The organism is Motilimonas sp. 1_MG-2023 (assembly GCF_030547455.1).
Classification (GTDB): domain Bacteria; phylum Pseudomonadota; class Gammaproteobacteria; order Enterobacterales; family CBDFNC01; genus Motilimonas.
On the sequence record NZ_JAUOPX010000012.1, the window covers coordinates 45,043 to 63,023 of the forward strand.

Annotated in this window: 18 protein-coding genes; 9 read left to right on the top strand and 9 right to left on the bottom strand. The window is 43.9% G+C overall.

Going from position 1 to position 17,981, the window contains the following annotated elements; all coding sequences use genetic code 11:
- Positions 1-8 precede the first annotated feature (8 nt).
- From Q4519_RS08425 to Q4519_RS08435, 3 genes are all read left to right on the top strand, one after another.
- Positions 9-392 carry a hypothetical protein gene (locus Q4519_RS08425; protein ID WP_303511559.1) on the top strand — a complete coding sequence of 128 codons (384 nt, stop codon included), beginning with the start codon at positions 9-11 and terminating at the stop codon, positions 390-392.
- Between the two features lie 136 nt (positions 393-528).
- Positions 529-1,887: a UDP-N-acetylmuramate:L-alanyl-gamma-D-glutamyl-meso-diaminopimelate ligase gene (gene mpl, locus Q4519_RS08430; RefSeq protein ID WP_303511561.1), complete on the top strand. Its 1,359-nt coding sequence runs from the start codon at positions 529-531 to the stop codon at positions 1,885-1,887.
- Complete coding sequence (locus Q4519_RS08435; protein ID WP_232803487.1) at positions 1,887-2,504, top strand: flavin prenyltransferase UbiX; 618 nt, start codon at positions 1,887-1,889, stop codon at positions 2,502-2,504. The genes mpl and Q4519_RS08435 overlap by 1 nt, the downstream gene beginning before the upstream one ends.
- 55 nt (positions 2,505-2,559) lie before the next feature.
- Here Q4519_RS08435 and Q4519_RS08440 read toward each other — a convergent pair whose 3' ends face one another.
- Positions 2,560-3,180 (bottom strand): TetR/AcrR family transcriptional regulator, encoded by a 621-nt coding sequence (locus Q4519_RS08440; RefSeq protein WP_232803488.1) that lies wholly within the window; start codon positions 3,178-3,180, stop codon positions 2,560-2,562.
- Positions 3,181-3,420: 240 nt separating this feature from the next.
- Between Q4519_RS08440 and hpt the strand changes: the two genes are divergently transcribed.
- The 4 genes from hpt (at position 3,421) to Q4519_RS08460 (ending at position 6,366) form a co-directional block, all read left to right on the top strand.
- Entirely contained in the window at positions 3,421-3,948 is a 528-nt protein-coding gene (hpt, locus tag Q4519_RS08445; protein WP_232803489.1) for a hypoxanthine phosphoribosyltransferase, read from the top strand.
- 69 nt (positions 3,949-4,017) lie between these two features.
- Positions 4,018-4,938 (top strand): ABC transporter ATP-binding protein, encoded by a 921-nt coding sequence (locus Q4519_RS08450; protein ID WP_303511565.1) that lies wholly within the window; start codon positions 4,018-4,020, stop codon positions 4,936-4,938.
- 1 nt (position 4,939) lies between these two features.
- Positions 4,940-5,713, top strand: coding sequence for an ABC transporter permease (locus Q4519_RS08455; RefSeq protein ID WP_232803491.1), 774 nt, complete (start codon positions 4,940-4,942; stop codon positions 5,711-5,713).
- Positions 5,710-6,366 (top strand): tRNA (guanosine(46)-N(7))-methyltransferase TrmB, encoded by a 657-nt coding sequence (locus Q4519_RS08460; protein WP_232803492.1) that lies wholly within the window; start codon positions 5,710-5,712, stop codon positions 6,364-6,366. The genes Q4519_RS08455 and Q4519_RS08460 overlap by 4 nt, the downstream gene beginning before the upstream one ends.
- 64 nt (positions 6,367-6,430) lie before the next feature.
- Here Q4519_RS08460 and panD read toward each other — a convergent pair whose 3' ends face one another.
- The 8 genes from panD to sfsA form a co-directional block, all read right to left on the bottom strand.
- Positions 6,431-6,811: an aspartate 1-decarboxylase gene (panD, locus tag Q4519_RS08465; protein WP_232803493.1), complete on the bottom strand. Its 381-nt coding sequence runs from the start codon at positions 6,809-6,811 to the stop codon at positions 6,431-6,433.
- A 72-nt stretch (positions 6,812-6,883) separates the two neighbouring features.
- Positions 6,884-7,738, bottom strand: a complete 855-nt coding sequence (panC, locus tag Q4519_RS08470) for a pantoate--beta-alanine ligase (RefSeq protein WP_232803494.1) — start codon at positions 7,736-7,738, stop codon at positions 6,884-6,886.
- A gap of 10 nt (positions 7,739-7,748) precedes the next feature.
- Positions 7,749-8,543 (bottom strand): 3-methyl-2-oxobutanoate hydroxymethyltransferase, encoded by a 795-nt coding sequence (panB, locus tag Q4519_RS08475; protein ID WP_303511569.1) that lies wholly within the window; start codon positions 8,541-8,543, stop codon positions 7,749-7,751.
- Positions 8,544-8,575: 32 nt separating this feature from the next.
- Entirely contained in the window at positions 8,576-9,076 is a 501-nt protein-coding gene (gene folK, locus Q4519_RS08480; RefSeq protein WP_303511571.1) for a 2-amino-4-hydroxy-6-hydroxymethyldihydropteridine diphosphokinase, read from the bottom strand.
- Positions 9,073-10,371, bottom strand: a complete 1,299-nt coding sequence (pcnB, locus tag Q4519_RS08485; protein WP_303511573.1) for a polynucleotide adenylyltransferase PcnB — start codon at positions 10,369-10,371, stop codon at positions 9,073-9,075. Before pcnB ends, folK begins: the two co-directional genes overlap by 4 nt.
- 297 nt (positions 10,372-10,668) lie before the next feature.
- Positions 10,669-11,568 carry a tRNA glutamyl-Q(34) synthetase GluQRS gene (gene gluQRS / locus Q4519_RS08490; protein WP_232803497.1) on the bottom strand — a complete coding sequence of 300 codons (900 nt, stop codon included), beginning with the start codon at positions 11,566-11,568 and terminating at the stop codon, positions 10,669-10,671.
- A gap of 71 nt (positions 11,569-11,639) precedes the next feature.
- Positions 11,640-12,089, bottom strand: coding sequence for an RNA polymerase-binding protein DksA (gene dksA, locus Q4519_RS08495; RefSeq protein WP_232803498.1), 450 nt, complete (start codon positions 12,087-12,089; stop codon positions 11,640-11,642).
- Between the two features lie 157 nt (positions 12,090-12,246).
- Positions 12,247-12,963, bottom strand: a complete 717-nt coding sequence (gene sfsA, locus Q4519_RS08500) for a DNA/RNA nuclease SfsA (RefSeq protein WP_232803499.1) — start codon at positions 12,961-12,963, stop codon at positions 12,247-12,249.
- Positions 12,964-13,126: 163 nt separating this feature from the next.
- Between sfsA and hrpB the strand changes: the two genes are divergently transcribed.
- Both hrpB and mrcB read left to right on the top strand, forming a co-directional pair.
- On the top strand, positions 13,127-15,586 hold the full coding sequence (gene hrpB / locus Q4519_RS08505) for an ATP-dependent helicase HrpB (RefSeq protein WP_303511577.1): 2,460 nt from the start codon (positions 13,127-13,129) through the stop codon (positions 15,584-15,586).
- A 1-nt stretch (position 15,587) separates the two neighbouring features.
- Complete coding sequence (gene mrcB / locus Q4519_RS08510; protein ID WP_303511579.1) at positions 15,588-17,930, top strand: penicillin-binding protein 1B; 2,343 nt, start codon at positions 15,588-15,590, stop codon at positions 17,928-17,930.
- The last annotated feature ends 51 nt before the right edge of the window (positions 17,931-17,981 follow it).

The following is a 17,981-nucleotide window of genomic DNA, read 5'->3' on the forward strand; positions in this document are numbered from 1 at the left end:
TTGGGCTAATGAAATATAAACAATGGGGCTGCTTGCTTTGCTGCCTGCAAATATTTTTCCCGGTGTTCGCTGGAACGGTGACCGTACAAACAAGCACCGAACAAAAAACCGACCCATGGACGCTTAAGCAGCAAATTTTGGCTGATCATCAATGGCGTGAACAGCTTAAAAACCAACAAGGGCTCAACTGGTTATATCAGTTACCTGTGGGTTGTGTGCGCTGGCCTAAACCGCAGCTGTTCTACCAATGTAACGACCTATTTTATCGCCCTTATCATGGCGCAGGGGCGTCGATGTTTATTCAAATCGATCCGCCGGAAAGTATGGTTCCTGTTGATCCTATTAAGCCTCCTAGACAGGGGAAAACCGAAAAAGGGCAATTAAAGCCCTAGGCCAATGCTGTTTTGACTGTGCGTTAACTCGGTTTAAGTTATGGGTGTTCTAGCCTTAGTTTTGTGGTTACGTTAACATGCTTTCAATGGAGCCTAAGTCGTTACTGGGCTCAATAAATTAGACAGAGAGAGCAGTATGCACATTCATATTCTAGGCATTTGCGGCACCTTTATGGGTGGTTTAGCTATTTTGGCCAAGCAATTAGGGCACCGGGTAACGGGCTCGGATGCTAATGTTTATCCGCCGATGAGCACACAACTTGAAGAGCAAGGCATCGAGCTCATTCAGGGTTATGACCCATCTCAATTGAACCCTACGCCAGATTTAATTGTTGTTGGTAACGCCATGAGCCGAGGTAACCCTTGTGTTGAAGCCATGCTTAATCTTAACTTGCCTTACATTTCTGGACCGCAATGGCTGAACGAATTTGTGCTCAAAGATAAATGGGTGCTAGCAGCATCAGGTACTCATGGTAAAACTTCTACTTCCAGCATGTTGGCTTGGGTATTGGAGTTTGCAGGGATGGCTCCGGGTTTCCTTATTGGCGGCGTACCAGAAAATTTCGGTATGTCTGCTCGTTTGGGCGACACGCCATTTTTTGTGATTGAAGCCGATGAATATGACAGTGCTTTCTTTGATAAGCGCTCGAAGTTCGTTCACTACAAACCGCGCACGCTGATTATTAATAACTTAGAATTTGACCATGCGGATATTTTTCCTGATTTGGCCGCTATTCAGCGTCAGTTTCATCACCTTGTCCGTCTTGTTCCGCAACAAGGGCAAATCATTTATCCAACCGAAACACCAGCCATTGACCAAGTATTAGAGCAAGGATGCTGGAGTGAGTTGCAAACATTAAATGGTGATTGGTCAGCGGAAAAGGTGATTGCTGATGGCACCGTATTCGATGTTTTTTACCAACAGCAACTACAAGGGCGCGTGAGCTGGTCTTTATTGGGAGATCATAATATTGCTAATGCGTTAGCCACCATTGCCGCAGCGAAACATGTTGGCGTGTTGCCTGAACACAGTATTGCGGCGTTAGGTGAGTTTAAAAATGCCAAACGTCGAATGGAGCTAAAAGGCGAGGTGGCCGGGATTAAGGTTTATGATGATTTTGCCCATCACCCCACAGCAATCAAAACAACATTAGCAGGACTGCGGGCTAAGGTCGGTAAAGGGCGTATTTTAGCTGTATTAGAGCCGCGCTCCAACACCATGAAAATGGGCACTCACCAACATGAATTAGTCACGTCATTACAAGCCGCGGATATGATCTATTGCTTGCAGCCAGAAGGGCTTAACTGGTCATTACCCGCATGTTTTAGTAATAGTGATACCCCCGCCATCATTGAATCTGATCTCAGTGCCTTACTTGAACATATACTGTTACAAGTAAAATCAGGAGATAGTGTATTAATCATGAGTAATGGTGGTTTTGGTGGTATTCATCAGCGGTTGATTGAGCGACTGGCTCAGCGAGAGGAGTTATAGTGAGACAATTTAACGGTAGCTTAACCTTAGGCTTAACCGGTGCCTCTGGTGCTGCTTATGGCACCAGACTATTATCTGCTTTAGTTCGGGCGGGTTACCAAGTGCATTTTTTAATGTCTGACGCGGCTAAAATAGTGGTGCGTACTGAACTAGAAGAAGTTTGGCCTGATGAGCCACAGGCATTAGCGACGCATTTAACCGAGCAGCATCAAGCTCAGCCGGAACAAATTAAGGTCTGGGCATCGAAAGATTGGTTTTCTCCCGTTGCATCAGGCTCAGGCGCACCTAAAACCATGGTTATTTGCCCCTGTAGTGGCGGCACGTTAGCAGCAATCGCTCACGGCTTATCCGATAATTTAGTGGAGCGCGCGGCTGATGTGATTTTAAAAGAGCGTGGCCGGTTAATTTTGGTGCCACGTGAAACGCCATTTTCGACGCTACATTTGCAGAATATGCTGAGCCTATCGCAAATGGGGGTAACTATTATGCCTGCAGCGCCAGGTTTTTATCATAAACCAAGCTCAATAGATGAGTTGCTCGATTTTATGGTGGCGCGAATTCTTGACCATCTTGGCATTGATAATAATGCCAGTCAGCGTTGGGGCTGTGAGGATTAGCGTAAGCGTTAAATTGAAGAAAAAAAAGCTGCCGAAGCAGCTTTTTTATTATGTATTACTTAGCAGTTGGTCTTAAGATTGCGGTGATGTAGTTATAAACAAACTCTATCACTTTTTCTTGCGACGGATTGCTAGGCTGATTGATCATTTGAATGATCATATAGCCACAACCTGTTAATGCTCGACAAAACTCATCGACGGTTAAGCTGCACTCAAAGGTGTTGTTATCAAACCCAGGTTTAATGACTTTTTTCATTAACTCAGTGTTATGCGCCAGCAATTTGAGATAGCGAGGCCAGATTTCTTCACGAACTGAAGAACTCCATTCTAACCAAATGTGGGTATAATCGGGTTTGGTATATGCTGCTTCTACTACAAAGGCAATGTAATCGTGGATGGTTTCCATCGGATCTTTACTTTGCACGAATGCGGCAGAGGCAATACCTCTGAAATAAAGCTCTACTTCGGTGAGTACAGCATTTACTAGGTCTTCTCGGGTGTTAAAATAGTTAAACACCGTGGCGACTGATACTTGGGCTAACTCAGCAATTTCAGCGTGGCCTGCACGTCCGATTCCTCGTTTAGAGAAAACTTCAAGTGCACATTCCATGAGCTGTTTGCGGCGGGCTTCCGGTGCCAATCTTGTTCGGCGTCTAAATTCTGCGCGTGGTTCCATGATATTGTCTACTGTCTACTGCTGTTATTATTATGAAAATATAATTTTATTTTATACGGCGGAAGACTATCATTTACGGCCATATTAGTACACTCAATAGACTGTAAAATTACATTTTCAGTATATTAAAAACGCATAACTCAGAATAATTCGCTACTTGAGTTTGAACTCACCGAGTTTTGTTAGTTACTAATTTATTATTAACTGTGTTATTAAAAAAGCAATATTTAGGAATCGAATATGAAACATTCAGTAGAAGTTTTAATCTCTGAACAAGATGTGCAACAACGCGTCAGTGAAATGGCAAAAGAAATAGAATTAAAATACAAAGATACTGAATGCTTAGTCATGATCGGTTTGTTAAGAGGCTCTTGTATTTTATTGGCTGATTTAAGCCGAAAAGTAAACTTGCCCGTGCAGTTAGACTTTATGACGGCATCAAGTTACGGTAATAAAATGGAAAGTTCACGTGAAGTAAAAATCAAAAAAGATTTGGATGATGAAATTCGTGGCAAAGACGTGCTGATTGTTGAAGACATCATTGATACAGGTTTTACTTTAAACAAAATTCGTGAAATGTTGCTGATGCGTGATCCTGCGTCGCTGACTATCTGTACCCTGTTAGATAAGCCTGTCCGTCGCCAGGTAGAAGTACCTGTTGACTGGGTTGGCTTTTCAATTCCTGATGAATTTGTGGTGGGCTACGGTATCGATTACGCACAAAAATATAGAAATTTACCTTTTATCGGTAAAGTGGTACCTGAATAATAGATACTATATAAAAGAGTTTAACCGCTCAAATCGAGGTACCGTAATTCACTCATTATTAATAAAAGGATGACTTGGTTGAACGCGATTGAAATTAAAAATTTAATAAAAATTTATAAAGGTGGTAATACTGCTTTAAAGGGAATTAGTTTAACCGTCAAGCAAGGCGACTTTTACGCTTTGCTCGGTCCTAATGGGGCAGGTAAATCGACAACTATTGGTATTTTAAGTTCACTAGTGAATAAAACTTCAGGAGAAGTGAAAATATTTGGTGACGATATAGACACGCACCTTGAAGATGCCAAACGCCATATAGGTTTAGTACCTCAAGAATTTAATTTCAATCAGTTTGAAGCGGTTGAACAAATACTAGTAAATCAAGCTGGCTATTATGGTTTGCCCCGCAAGGAAGCGTGGCAACGCGCTGAAATCTGCTTAAAGCAGTTAGACTTGTGGGATAAGCGTAAACAGCAAAGTCGTACCTTATCGGGGGGAATGAAGCGTCGTTTGATGATAGCGAGGGCCTTAATGCACCAGCCTAAACTGCTGATTTTAGATGAGCCAACCGCCGGTGTGGACATTGAACTAAGACGCTCAATGTGGGTTTTCTTGCAGCAGCTAAATAAAGAGGGGATTACCATAGTGTTAACCACTCACTACTTGGAAGAAGCCGAAACCTTGTGTCGAAATATCGGCATCATTAATCAAGGTGAGCTGATTGAAAATACCAGTATGAAGTCGTTGCTTGCTCGTATTGCAAAAGAGACCTTTGTGCTCGACACCAGTACTTTGCCAGATCAACTGCAGTTAGGTGAAGAGTTTACTCGCATAGATGAGCACACTTTAGAAGTGGAAGTGCTGAAAGATGAAGGACTTAATGCCACCTTTTCAAAGCTTACCGAGCAGGGAGTTCAAGTATTAAGTATGCGCAATAAGAGTAATCGGCTGGAAGAGCTATTTGTTGAACTAGTACAACAAGGAAGTCACTAAAATGAAAGGTCAGCTGTATTTCACTGCTTTTAAAAGTATCTTAATTAAAGAAATCTATCGTTTTACACGTATTTGGGTACAAACCTTAGTGCCGCCAGCGATCACTATGAGCCTTTATTTCGTTATTTTTGGTAACTTGATTGGCTCTCGCATTGGTGAAATGGGGGGCGTGAGCTACATGTCTTTCATTGTACCGGGTTTAATTATGATGTCGGTAATCACTAACTCATACTCGAATGTGGCTTCTTCATTTTATAGTGCTAAATTTCAGCGTAATGTCGAAGAGTTGCTGGTGGCGCCTGTACCAAATCACATTATGATTTTGGGTTACATCGGTGGCGGTGTGGCTCGTGGACTATTAGTCGGCTTGATAGTGACCTGTATTTCGCAGTTTTTTGTTACCTTACAGATCCACCACTTCTTTACATTAGTTGTTACTGTACTCTTGACGTCCATTACCTTTGCCTTAGCAGGATTGATTAATGCTATATTTGCAAAGAGCTTCGATGACATTAGTATCATCCCTACGTTTGTGCTTACTCCGTTGACGTATTTAGGCGGCGTATTTTACTCAATCAGTATGCTGCCTGATTTTTGGCAAGGGGTGTCTCAGCTTAATCCAATCGTTTACATGATAAATGCTTTTCGCTATGGCTTTTTGGGTGTATCAGATGTCTCTGTTTGGGTCTCATTGCTAGTGATTTGCAGCTTCATTGCTGTGTTTTATAGTGTCGCATATTATTTAGTAAACAAAGGCATAGGGTTAAGAAGTTGAACGAATTGGGTAATTCTCGTAAGGTTGTTTCAAATCAAGTTGGGCTTAACGAACAGCTTGAAACGGTAGTACGAAAGCATTTAACAACTGACTTTCAAAAACCATATCAAGAGCACACGTTAACTGCATTTAATGCGTTAGCACAGCAATTAGCAGGCGATAGCCGGCCGATTATTTTTGACTCTTGTTGTGGTGTTGGTGAAAGCACGGTGAAAATTGCGCAAATGCATCCTGACGCGGTGGTGATTGGCTTAGATAAGTCAGCTCATCGTTTGGCTAAAACGCCGATCAGCTTGCCTGACAATGCGGTATTGTTACAAGTTGATTTGAATGACTTTTGGCGTTTAGCGGTAGAAGCTGGCTGGCAGCTAAGTCATCATTACTTACTCTATCCAAACCCCTGGCCAAAAGCGAAGCACTTTCAACGTCGTTGGCATGGCAGTTCGGTGTTCCCTTACATTCTCAAGCTTGGCGGTAAGTTAGAGGTACGCAGTAATTGGCAAACCTATGTTGATGAGTTTGCGGCATCGTTAGGGATCGCAGGTTTTGAAACTAAAGTCGAGCAATATCAAAGTGAGGAAGCAATTACGCCATTTGAGCGAAAATATTGGGCCAGTGGTCAGGATTCTTGGCGGTTACAGCTGCATTTGTAATTTTTCATAGGCAATAAAAAAGGACGAGTTATCGTCCTTTTTTATGCATCGTAAAGCTGACAGTTTATGCAACTTGGATAGGAACGTCTTTACTCGTGCGCACTATGTTATTTTGCGCATCTAGGTAAACTAAGCTTGGCTTATGTTGCTTAATTTCAGCATCGTCCATTGAAGCGTAAGTACAAATGATCACGCGATCACCTACTGCTGCCATACGGGCTGCTGCGCCATTAACTGAAATGATCTTCGAGCCACGCTCACCGACGATGGCGTAAGTTGAAAAACGCGCACCATTTTCGATGTTATAAATTTCAATTTTTTCGTACTCAAGAATACCGGCCGCTTCCATAAAATCTTGGTCGATAGCACATGAGCCCTCATAATTAAGCTCTGCGTGAGTCACACGCGCTTGATGCAGTTTGCCTGTTAACATTACCTTTTGCATGGCAATTTTTTCTCCGTGTTCAACTCAAATGAATTAGGGCCTATTTGAGCGGTGCAATATAAAATAAATTGTCTAAGGGTGCAAATTTACTGTGCGATTATCAATCAACCTTGCCTTGCCTAAAAAGGCTGCCATCAGTATTACAGCTGTGTTACTTGTGGCGGACAGTGGCAGCAAAGAATCAGCATCGACAATATCAATTTGATCTGTTTTAAACCCTTTAGCATCGAGTTGCTTGCTAAATTCGTTGACTAACCCTGACACATCTCGCTCACCTGCCGTTATTTTATCAGCAATGGCCTGCATAACTTGATGTAAATAGGGCGCTATCGCTAATTCTTCAGGAGTAAGGTAACCATTGCGCGAGCTAAGGGCTAAGCCAGACTCGGCGCGGACTGTCGGCACGCCGATAATTTCAATTGGCAAAGCAAGATCGGTGGTCATTTTTCGGATCAAAGCCAGTTGTTGGAAATCTTTTTCGCCAAAACAGGCTACATCCGGCTGGACGATATTAAACAATTTGGTAACCACAGTGCTAACACCGCGAAAATGGCCTGGCCTGAGGGCGCCTTCTAGCAATTCTGATATACCTGGCACGTGCACATAAGTATGCTTTTCCATGCCTTGTGGGTATATAACTTCTGGCGTTGGCGTAAAGAGCAAATCGGCGTGGTTAGCCACTAACAACTGCGCATCTTGATCTAGGGTTCTCGGGTAGGCTTGTAAATCTGTGGCATTATCAAATTGCATCGGATTAACAAAAATACTCACAACTACTTTGTCAGCGTGTTGTTTCGCTGTGTTCACTAAGGTGAGATGACCTTGATGCAGGTTTCCCATAGTGGGTACAAACGCAACTGTTAGCCCTTGTTGGCGCCACTCGTTTACCGTGGCGCGAATTTGCTCGATATTATGGGTGATGTCCATGTATTAATGCCTAATAAAAACTGTGCTCTTGAGCGGGGAACTCACCACTTTCAACTTGGCTTTTGTACAAAGCCACGGCTTTTCTAATATCGCCAGTTTCAGTGAGAAAGTTCTTTGAAAACTTAGGGCAAAAGCCTGCTGAAATACCAAACGCATCATGCATCACGAGAATTTGTCCATCGGTAACGTTGCCCGCACCGATACCAATAACGGGAATGCTCAGAGCTTGAGTAATTTTTTCAGCAACGGGAACCGGTACACACTCAAGTACGAGTAATTGTATGCCTGCTGCTTCTAGTGCTAATGCGTCTTGCAACAGCTGTTCGGCTTGTTCTTCGTCACGCCCTTGTATTTTATAACCGCCAAACACATTCACCGATTGTGGCGTTAATCCCAAGTGACCACAAACAGGTACACCACGCTGGGTAAGACCGGTAACGGTTTCAGTTAACCATTGTCCACCTTCAAGCTTAACCATATGGGCACCCGCGCGCATAAGTTGCGCTGAGCTAGCATAAGTTTGCTCTGGGCTTGAGTAAGTCATAAAGGGTAAGTCAGCAACCACTAACGCTTTTTCTGCACCCGCTTTAACGGCACGCGTGTGATAACAAATATCGTCAATGGTGACGGGTAAAGTAGAGTCATGCCCTTGAAGTACCATCCCAAGAGAATCACCAATCAGTAATACCTGAATGCCTGCTTGATCAAATAGGCTCGCAAAGCTGGCATCATAGGCGGTAATGCAGGTGATTTTTTGCTGCTCTTGCTTCATTTTCAATAGGCGGGATGCGGATATTTTACTCATCTTGTCTCCATTACGCTCAGCCAGGATAAAAGCTAACTGGTCTGATAGATTTCTAAGCCATTTCTGTCACATTGAGCAGCAAGGCTGATTAGACTTGCGCCACATGGTAGCATAAGCTGCGGCGCTATCTCTAAAAGGGGGTATATTACAAACTCTCGCTGTTTCATGCCATAGTGCGGCACTGTTAAACGCGCGTTATTAATGTTTTCTTGACCATACAACAGAATATCGAGGTCTAGGGTGCGAGGGCCCCAGCGTTCATTTTTACGCTCGCGACCGTGTTCTAGCTCAATTTTTTGCAGTAAATCCAGCAAGGCAAGAGGGGGAAGTTCGGTTTCTAGTGCGATAACGCCATTAATATAGTCGGGTTGATCTTGCGGTCCCATTGGCGCGCTGCGATACAAGCTAGAAACAGCCGTAATGTTTAGCTCTGCAGTTTGTTTAAGCACGGCTATGGCGGACTGGGCTTTGCTCACGGGATCGCCCTGATTACTGCCCAGAGCGATATAGCAAAGTTTGGTCGCGCGGGTCATGATGATGTTGGCCTAGGCTTTTTTTTGTAATAACGACGTTTTTTAGTCGCAGGTTTACTTAATTTAGCCACCATCGAGCGTTTGCCGTCTTCATCTTGCTCTTGGAAATCGGTCCACCATTCAAATAGCTCAACCAACTCACCACCTTCGTTGTCGGCACGAAGTTGTAAGAAATCGTAGGCAGCACGAAATTTAGGATGATGGAAGATGCGGTAAGCATGTTTGCCATAACGCTTTGACATCCGCGTTTGCAATACCCAAATATCCCGCATGGTCGAGGTAAAGCGTTTTGGTATTGCCACACTTTTCACTTGGAAATCGAGTACTTCGTTCATTGCCATTAAAAACGCGTCGTTAAATGGCAGACCACTTTCAGTTAAAATTTCTTGGGTCTTTTGTTCGACTGGATACCATAAGATAGCGGCATACAAGAATGCAGGCGTGACGCGTTTGTCGGCTTTAATTCGCTCATCAGTGTTGGCCAGTGCCGCGTGGATCAGTGCTTCTGACTTAGGATCGTCACCATTAACAAAAGATACTGGGTAAAGCTGTTGTAATAGCTGGTATTGCTGCAGCATTTTATAAGTTGCTAAACCTTGGCCTGATAACATCAGCTTTAAGCTTTCTTCAAATAAACGGGCAGGTGGAATATCTTTCAATAGCGGAGCTAATTTTGTAATGGGGGCTTTGGTTCGCTCACTAATTTCCATCTGTAGTTTTACCGCAAAGCGCACTGCGCGCAGCATGCGTACGGGGTCTTCACGATAGCGAGTTTCAGGATCGCCAATTAATTCAATGCGGCGACATTCAAGATCGTCTAGGCCATGACAAAAATCACGTAGTGAGAAGTCGGCTATATCATAGTAAAGCGCATTAACGGTGAAATCACGGCGCTCAGCATCTTCTTCTATTGAGCCATATACGTTGTCACGTAGCAGCATGCCTTCTTGAGATTGAGAAGAAGTATTCTTTTCCGTTTCTTCGTCACTGTGATGGCCGCGTAAGGTCGCCACTTCAATAATGTCGCGGCCAAATAGTATATGGGCTAGACGAAAGCGACGACCGACTAAGCGGCAGTTTCTAAATAATTTTTTAACCTGTTCCGGTGTTGCATCGGTTGCGATATCAAAATCTTTTGGTTTTAACCCGAGTAATAAGTCGCGAACACCGCCACCAACTAGGTAAGCTTTGTGGCCAGATTTATGTAAGCGATACAATACTTTCAATGCATTCTCACTGATGTCATTGCGTGAAATGCTGTGTTCACTGCGATGAATAGAGGTGCTATTGGTCACAGGCACACTTGCCTTTACCTTTGCTTCTTTTGGCGTGACAGGTTTGGTTGTAGTTGGGGTGTTTGCTGACGCAGCTGGAGTTGTGCGCGGTTGAGATTTTTTACCCAACACTTTTTTGCAAAATTCTTTTATACGCTTAATGGTCTATGTCCTCTAGATCGCGCTGATATTTTAGGCGCCTATAATATGCAAGGGTTAAGTTAAACACAACTTAACTCCGTATTTGTTCAGTATTCGCTTGGCATATTTACAACATTCGTGCAGTTCTTTTTATGCAAGCAACCTTAAGTTGGCTTATTAACTGAGTATTATTTCATCTTGGTGCGCAACTTTATCCAACGACCAATGAGCAATCGCCCAATCTAGCAGGGTTTGTTGACCACTTGATTGCAGTTCTGGTGGTGGTTGTTGGCCAAGAAATGCAAGCGCTTGCCAAGTTGTTAAGGTTACATCTAAGTCTGAAATGGCTGGTGCGTGATTCTGTTTCGACAGTTTAAAGCCTGGTTTTGTTACTGCTAAAGGTAAATGTACATAGTCAGGCACGGGCGCATTAAGTTGTTGCATTAAGCCAATTTGTCTTGCTGTTGGCAGCAGTAAGTCTGCGCCTCTGACAACTTCGGTAATGCCTTGCTGAATGTCGTCTAAAGTAACCGCTAAGTTATAGGCAAACAAACCATCTTTACGCTTAATAATAAAATCTTCCGTTGCCATGTTGTGCGGAATCGTCACTTCACCTTGTAATTTATCATTAAACGCGGTGATGCCCTTATCGGCTTGCAAGCGAATAGCGTGTCCTTTAGCGCCTAGGCCAAGGTGGCGACAATGGCCCAAATATAGACCACCTTGTTGTTTAATCTGCGCTCGGGTGCATTGGCAAGCGTAACATAAGCCCCGTTGCTTTAGCTCTGCTATCACATCCTCGTAGTAGTCAGACTGCTGGCTTTGATACCGTACTTCTTGATCCCAATGTAAGCCATATTGTTCTAAACTCCGCAAAATGGCTTGATCTGCGCCAGCTACTTCACGCGGTGGATCGATATCTTCTATCCGCACCAACCAAGTGCCTTGCTGTGACTTGGCTTGTAAATAGCTACCGAGAGCAGCAATCAGTGAACCAAAATGCAACGGCCCTGAAGGGCTAGGGGCAAAGCGGCCAATATAGTGATTTGGGACGCAGTGTGGGGTTGGGGGGGTCATTAGAAGTATTTATACACGCATTAAAGTGAACAAAAGGGGCCGAAGCCCCTTCAATTTCAACTAAGGGGGAATTAACCCACCAATTGACGTTCTTTGATTTCTGCAAGGGTCTTACAATCAATACATTGATCGGCTGTCGGTCTTGCTTCTAAACGGCGGATGCCAATTTCGATGCCACAGCTGTCGCAGTAACCGAAGTCGCCATCTTCAATTTTTTGCAACGTTTTCTCAATTTTCTTGATCAACTTACGTTCACGGTCACGAGCACGTAATTCAAGACTGAACTCTTCTTCTTGTGCTGCGCGGTCTACTGGATCAGGAAAGTTAGCCGCTTCATCTTTCATATGGCCAACAGTGCGGTCCACTTCTTGTCTTAACTGGTTGCGCCAAGCTTCTAGAATGACTTTAAAGTGCTCAAGTTGAGCGTCATTCATGTATTCTTCGCCAGGCTTTTCCTTATAAGGTTCAAGCCCAGCAATAGCTAATACGCCCAGTGTTTTTTTAGCCTTGCCTTCTGGCATGACGTTTCTCCTTTTTCACACTTAACTAGTGATGGAAGCAAAAATAAGGCGGCTATCTATAGCAAAATAGCTGACTTGGATCAATTGCAATTTATATTTATTTGCTCAAGCTACAATTAATCCTAGGTTTTACTGCCAATTACACATGACGAACTCATCAATCTTGTTGGTTATTTAACCAAACTAGTTTTTTATTAAGATAAAGCTCTGTGGCAGAGAGTTCAGCCTGATAGACTAATATTTCTACGCCAGCCAGCTGTGCTTCATTGATCAACTGATTATAGATGGGATCTATTTGTTTTGCCGCACTGACGGTTTTTATCCCTGAATGCATTACTGCAAATAGCAGCACTGCACGTGCGCCAGTTTGTTTGATGGCCATCAGCTCCCTTAGATGTTTTTGTCCGCGCGGCGTCTTAGTATCTGGGAACCAGCCGTTTTCTTGATCCAATAAGGTGACGCTTTTTACTTCCACATAGCAATCTGCTAGCTCATCATCGTTTAGTAGAAAGTCAATACGGCTATTCTCATCGCCATATTTCACTTCTGCTTGAATGGTTGAATATTGCGCGAGTTCGGGAATGCGCTGTTCAAGCAACGCTTGCTTTACAATTTGGTTCGCTCTTTGGGTGTTTACACAAATAAGCTGGCCAGTTTGGGTTTGGCTTAACTCCCAGCTATAAGCATATTTTCTTTTACTGTTGTCAGAATAACTTAGCCAAATAGTGTCACCTGGCGAACCACAGTTAGTCATGGCTCCTGTATTAGCAATGTGTACCGTGACTTCGCGGCCATCTTCTAGTATGACATCGGCTAAAAAACGTTTGTAGCGCTTAACTAATGTGGCGGCTTGTAATGGCGGGGTAAATTGCATGTATGCTCCACTGGCGATGGTAGATGGCAGGCAGGGTAAAGATCTTTCGTTATTGAGGCAATTTTTTTAAAGAGATAAATAAAATAGAGGGCGGGTTAGAGTTTTTAGTCAAGGGCGCTTGCGTTAAGATAGTGCCAGCTATTATCTAACTGCGGTCGTTGTTGTGTTGCCCATAGAAAGTATATTTCCAGTCTTACAGTCTAGCTTATCTAGTCATCAGCAAATTATATTACAAGCGCCAACGGGGGCGGGGAAGTCGACAGCATTACCTTTATTCTTATTAAATCTTACGTCCCATGTTCAAGGTAAAATTATCTTGTTAGAGCCTCGTCGGCTTGCAGCAAAAAATATTGCTTATTACCTGGCTGAGCAGCTTAATGAAGAAGTCGGTGATTCAGTGGGTTATAGAATGCGTGGTGAAACGGTTGTATCAAAGCATACGCGTTTAGAAATTGTCACCGAAGGTGTGCTCACTCGAATGCTACAGACAGATCCTGAACTGACTGGGATAGGGATGGTGATCTTTGATGAGTTCCACGAGCGTAACTTACAGGCAGACCTAGGTTTAGCGTTATGCTTGGATGTACAAGCTGGATTACGTGACGATCTACATATATTAGTGATGTCAGCGACATTGGATAACCAACCCCTTACTGAGTTAATGCCTGACGCTAAGGTGTTAACTTGTGAAGGTCGTATGTATCCGGTTGAGCTTCATTACCGGAGCCCGAAAAACCAGTATATAGAGCAAGATTTAGCGCTGTTGATCAAACAGATCGTTGCCAATGAAAGCGGTAATATTTTGGTTTTTTTAGCGGGTAAAAAAGAAATTGTTAACCTCGCTAAATTGTTACAGCAGCAAGAATGGCAAGATGTGAATATTTGCCCTCTTTATGGAGCGATGCCTCTCAATGAACAACGTCTTGCGATTGCTGAGCCACCAGCGGGTAAGCGTAAAATTGTGCTTGCTACTAATATCGCAGAAACCAGTTTAACCATTGCCGGCATCAGTGTAGTGGTGGACTCGATGCGCGAGCGGCGCTTAAAACTTGATCACAAAACCGGCATTGGCACCTTAACCACACGTTTGATTAGTCAAGCGGCTGCTACACAGCGTATGGGGCGAGCAGGGCGGATTCAAGCAGGTAGTTGTTATCGACTGATCAATAAAGAAATGTATGCGAGTTTAGAGCAATACAGTTTACCTGATATTATGGTGGCTGATTTGAGCGCTCTGGTGTTAGAGCTAGCGGGTTGGGGCGTGCAGCAAGCAAATGCGCTATCTTGGTTGACTTTACCGCCTGAGCGCAATTGGCAGCAAGCCGTTAACATACTCAATCAACTTGGCGCCCTCACGCCAGCGGGCCAGTTAACGGCTCATGGTCAAGCCATGTTAGCTTTTTCTGGCTCGCCGCGCGAAGCACATATGTTATTGGCCGCTAAGGAATTAGAGCAACAATTTAATCTGGTTGGCTTTACTGCGTTAGCAGCAAAATTAGCGGTTTTATTAAACCAGCAGCAAAGGGAATTTGATTTATCCCGCGCAGTGGAATCAAAGTTTAATAGGGTCGACCAGCAGCAGTATCTGCAAACCTTGAACAAGTTAGATTTAGTCCCCCCTGCGGCTTTACCCGTGGCATTAACAGGCCTGGCTTTGGTGCTGGCTTATCCTGATCGCATTGCTCGTAAGCGAGCGGGGACGAATAGTGACAATTGGCTACTTAGTTCAGGTTTGGGCGTGAAACTTTTTTCCGAGCAAAGCTTGTTTAATCATGAGTGGTTGGTGATCCCGCAACTTGGCGGTGTTGGCAAACAACAAGCGTTACAGGCTTTTACGGCTGCTCCTCTTGAGCTGTCAACCCTCAAGCAATATCAGCCACATTTATTCAACACGCATCAAGAGGTGTGTTGGGACAGCAGTAGTAATAAGGTAAAAGGAACGAAGCAGGAGCGTGTAGGGTCGATTGTATTAAGCAGTCAACCGCTGACAAAAATCAACGCTGAGCAGCGCTCCCAAGCATTGCTGCAAGGTATACTCGCTTTGCCCGAATTGCCGTTAAGCAAGGCTGCGTTAGCTTATATCGGGCTGGTTGAATATGCGCGGGGATTAATGCCTGAATTAGCGCTGCCAGTGCTCAATCAAGACAGCTTACGTCAGAATATTGATGCTTGGTTAGCACCTTATATCACGGAGCTCACCAGCTTAGAGCAAGTGAAAAAATTGGACATGTTAAACCTGATTAAACAAAGGTTAACTTGGCCACAACAACAAGCTTTGGCAGACTACTTTCCGCACAGTTACACTACGCCAGCTGGCTCCACGGTAAAAATAGAGTATGAGGGAAATAAGCCCCCTGCTATAGCGGTAAAAATGCAGCATATGTTTGGCTTAAGTGACACCCCAAAAATAGCCAATGGTCGTGCTGCAATCACAATTCTGTTATTGTCTCCGGCGGGTCGACCTCTGCAAACTACTCAAGACTTAGCGGGCTTTTGGCAAGGCAGTTATAAAGACGTGCAAAAAGAAATGAAAGGACGCTATCCCAAGCATTATTGGCCTGATGATCCTCGTTCCGCGCAGGCGACTACTAAAACCAAAAAATTCATGAATTCAGAGCAGTAATATGGCTACTCCAAAAAAAACAACGCTTCGAGCGCCGCGTAAGCGCAGTAAAAAAAAGCCAAAATCGAAATTTAATCGACAAAATATTTTTGCATGGTTTTGGAAAACAGGGCTTAAATTCAGTCTAGTGATGTTTGCTGGTGTGCTGATTTATGGCATTTATCTTGATAGCAAAATACGTACTCGAATGGATGGCCAACTGTGGCAACTTCCGGCGCAAGTCTATGCGCGCCCGTTAACCTTGTATCCCGGCATGGCGCTCGATAAAAGTGAAATGATCGCCGAGCTTAAGTTACTTAATTATCGCTATGTGCAATCACCGCGTCGAGCAGGGGAATATGCTCAATCAAAAACACGCATTGAGGTTGTGCGTCGTGGTTTTGTATTTAAAGATGGGCCGGAACCAGAAAAACGCATTTTGATTGAATTCAACGGCGCCACGGTGAGCACCATTACCTTAGTCGAAACTGGTCAAAAGCTTGGCTATGTTAGGCTTGAGCCATTGTTAATTGATCGTATTGGCACCAATAATGCCGAAGACCGCATGATGGTCACGCTAGATAAAATGCCTGATTTATTAATTGAAACCTTAATGCTGGTTGAAGATCGCGACTTTTATCAACATCAAGGCGTTTCTGTGATGGCCATTTTACGTGCCATGGTGGCTAATGTTCGAGCGGGGCAAACGGTGCAAGGCGGTAGTACTCTTACTCAACAGTTAGCCAAAAATATCTTTTTAACACGTCAGCGTTCATTGCTACGCAAAGCTCAAGAAGCTTATATGGCACTAATCATTGATTTTCGTTATGACAAAAATCGTATTCTTGAGGCGTATCTAAATGAGGTTTACCTCGGTCAAAATGGCGCCAATGGTATTTATGGCTTTGGCTTAGCAAGTCATTTCTACTTTGGTCGTCCTGTGTCTGAGTTATCTGCCGGCCAAATTGCGCATCTAGTGGCATTGGTTAAAGGCCCTTCTTACTATGACCCGTGGCGCGCACCTGAGCGTTCACTCGCAAGGCGAGACCTTGTACTTAAGCTAATGGCTGATAATGACTTAATTGAGCGCCATGAATATGATGTTGCTTCTTCGGCGGATATTGGTGTGATTAAACGCGGCGCGATGGGTAAGCAAACGGCGCCAGCATTTTTATCTTTAGTGCGGCGTGAACTGGAAGAAAAAGTGGGCGGCACAGACGTGATTCAATCTGGGGTGCGGGTTTTTACTTCTCTTGATCCTGTGGCGCAAGCCAGTGCTGAAAATGCTTTAGCCCAAGGTTTAACAGATATAGAAAAGGCGCGTAAGTTATCGGGACTTGAAGGGGCGATAGTCGTTTCAGACAAACGCAAAGCGGAGTTGATTGCGGTTGTGGGTGGCCGAGATGTGAAATATGCCGGATTTAACCGTGCCATGGATGCGGTGAGGCCGATAGGATCATTAGTAAAACCTGCCGTTTACGTTACTGCACTTGAGGGAGATTATAATCTTGCCTCTATCTTAAAAGATAAGCCGATTAAATTAAAAAATAAGTCTGGCAGCGTTTGGGTACCAAAAAACTATGATAAGAAATATCGCGGCAGCGTGTCGTTGCATGACTCTCTGAGTTCATCACTGAATATTCCGACTGTTAATCTTGGTGTAGCTGTTGGCTTAGATAACGTAGTGAAGACCTTAAATAAGATGGGCTTAGATAAAGCTGTTAAACCTTATCCTTCTTTGGTGCTCGGCAGTGTTTCAATGTCGCCTATGGCGGTTAACCAAATTTATCAAACTTTAGTTAGTCAAGGTCTCTACCAACCTCTTGTCACCATTCGAGCGGTTACAGACGGTGCCGGAAAGGTGATCTATGAAAAAAATGAGCGTGCTAAACGGGTACTTGATAAAGCTGCCAGCTATCTTACCTTGTACAATCTTGAGGAAGTGACACAAACCGGCACCGCCAAAAGCTTAACCTGGCGTGTACCTAAAGTGAAATTGGGCGGTAAAACGGGCACCACTGATGAGCTGAGAGACAGCTGGTTTGTGGGCTGGGATGACAGAGACCTTGTTTCTGTTTGGGTTGGCCGTGATGATAATAAACCCGCTGGGCTAACGGGATCGAGTGGTGCGGTGCCTGTATTTGCTTCTTACATGAAACAAAGACAAGGCAAGAGTAGCCAATTAGAAATGCCAGACAATGTCGTGATGGGGCGGTTCATTGCTAAAACAGGTCAATTAGTCAATGATACATGTGACAACGTGATTAAATTACCTGTTAAAAAAACGCAACTAGTATCACAAAAAGGCTGTACTAAACAAAATATCAAAGAGATTCCTAGTTGGTTAAGTAGAATTTTTGGTTAATCTCCTTATAATTAATTTACTTAGGGATGTTATTAACAATAAAAATATGGC

Bases quoted from the DNA above. Each gene is read 5' to 3' on its own strand.
- Q4519_RS08455 (WP_232803491.1), top strand. From the start codon at position 4,940: ATGAAAGGTCAGCTGTATTTCACTGCTTTTAAAAGTATCTTAATTAAA.
- hpt (WP_232803489.1), top strand. From the start codon at position 3,421: ATGAAACATTCAGTAGAAGTTTTAATCTCTGAACAAGATGTGCAACAA.
- Q4519_RS08440 (WP_232803488.1), bottom strand. From the start codon at position 3,180: ATGGAACCACGCGCAGAATTTAGACGCCGAACAAGATTGGCACCGGAA.
- Q4519_RS08425 (WP_303511559.1), top strand. From the start codon at position 9: ATGAAATATAAACAATGGGGCTGCTTGCTTTGCTGCCTGCAAATATTT.
- panD (WP_232803493.1), bottom strand. From the start codon at position 6,811: ATGCAAAAGGTAATGTTAACAGGCAAACTGCATCAAGCGCGTGTGACT.
- gluQRS (WP_232803497.1), bottom strand. From the start codon at position 11,568: ATGACCCCCCCAACCCCACACTGCGTCCCAAATCACTATATTGGCCGC.
- mpl (WP_303511561.1), top strand. From the start codon at position 529: ATGCACATTCATATTCTAGGCATTTGCGGCACCTTTATGGGTGGTTTA.
- panB (WP_303511569.1), bottom strand. From the start codon at position 8,543: ATGAGTAAAATATCCGCATCCCGCCTATTGAAAATGAAGCAAGAGCAG.
- Q4519_RS08450 (WP_303511565.1), top strand. From the start codon at position 4,018: ATGACTTGGTTGAACGCGATTGAAATTAAAAATTTAATAAAAATTTAT.
- mrcB (WP_303511579.1), top strand. From the start codon at position 15,588: ATGGCTACTCCAAAAAAAACAACGCTTCGAGCGCCGCGTAAGCGCAGT.
- sfsA (WP_232803499.1), bottom strand. From the start codon at position 12,963: ATGCAATTTACCCCGCCATTACAAGCCGCCACATTAGTTAAGCGCTAC.
- panC (WP_232803494.1), bottom strand. From the start codon at position 7,738: ATGGACATCACCCATAATATCGAGCAAATTCGCGCCACGGTAAACGAG.
- dksA (WP_232803498.1), bottom strand. From the start codon at position 12,089: ATGCCAGAAGGCAAGGCTAAAAAAACACTGGGCGTATTAGCTATTGCT.
- folK (WP_303511571.1), bottom strand. From the start codon at position 9,076: ATGACCCGCGCGACCAAACTTTGCTATATCGCTCTGGGCAGTAATCAG.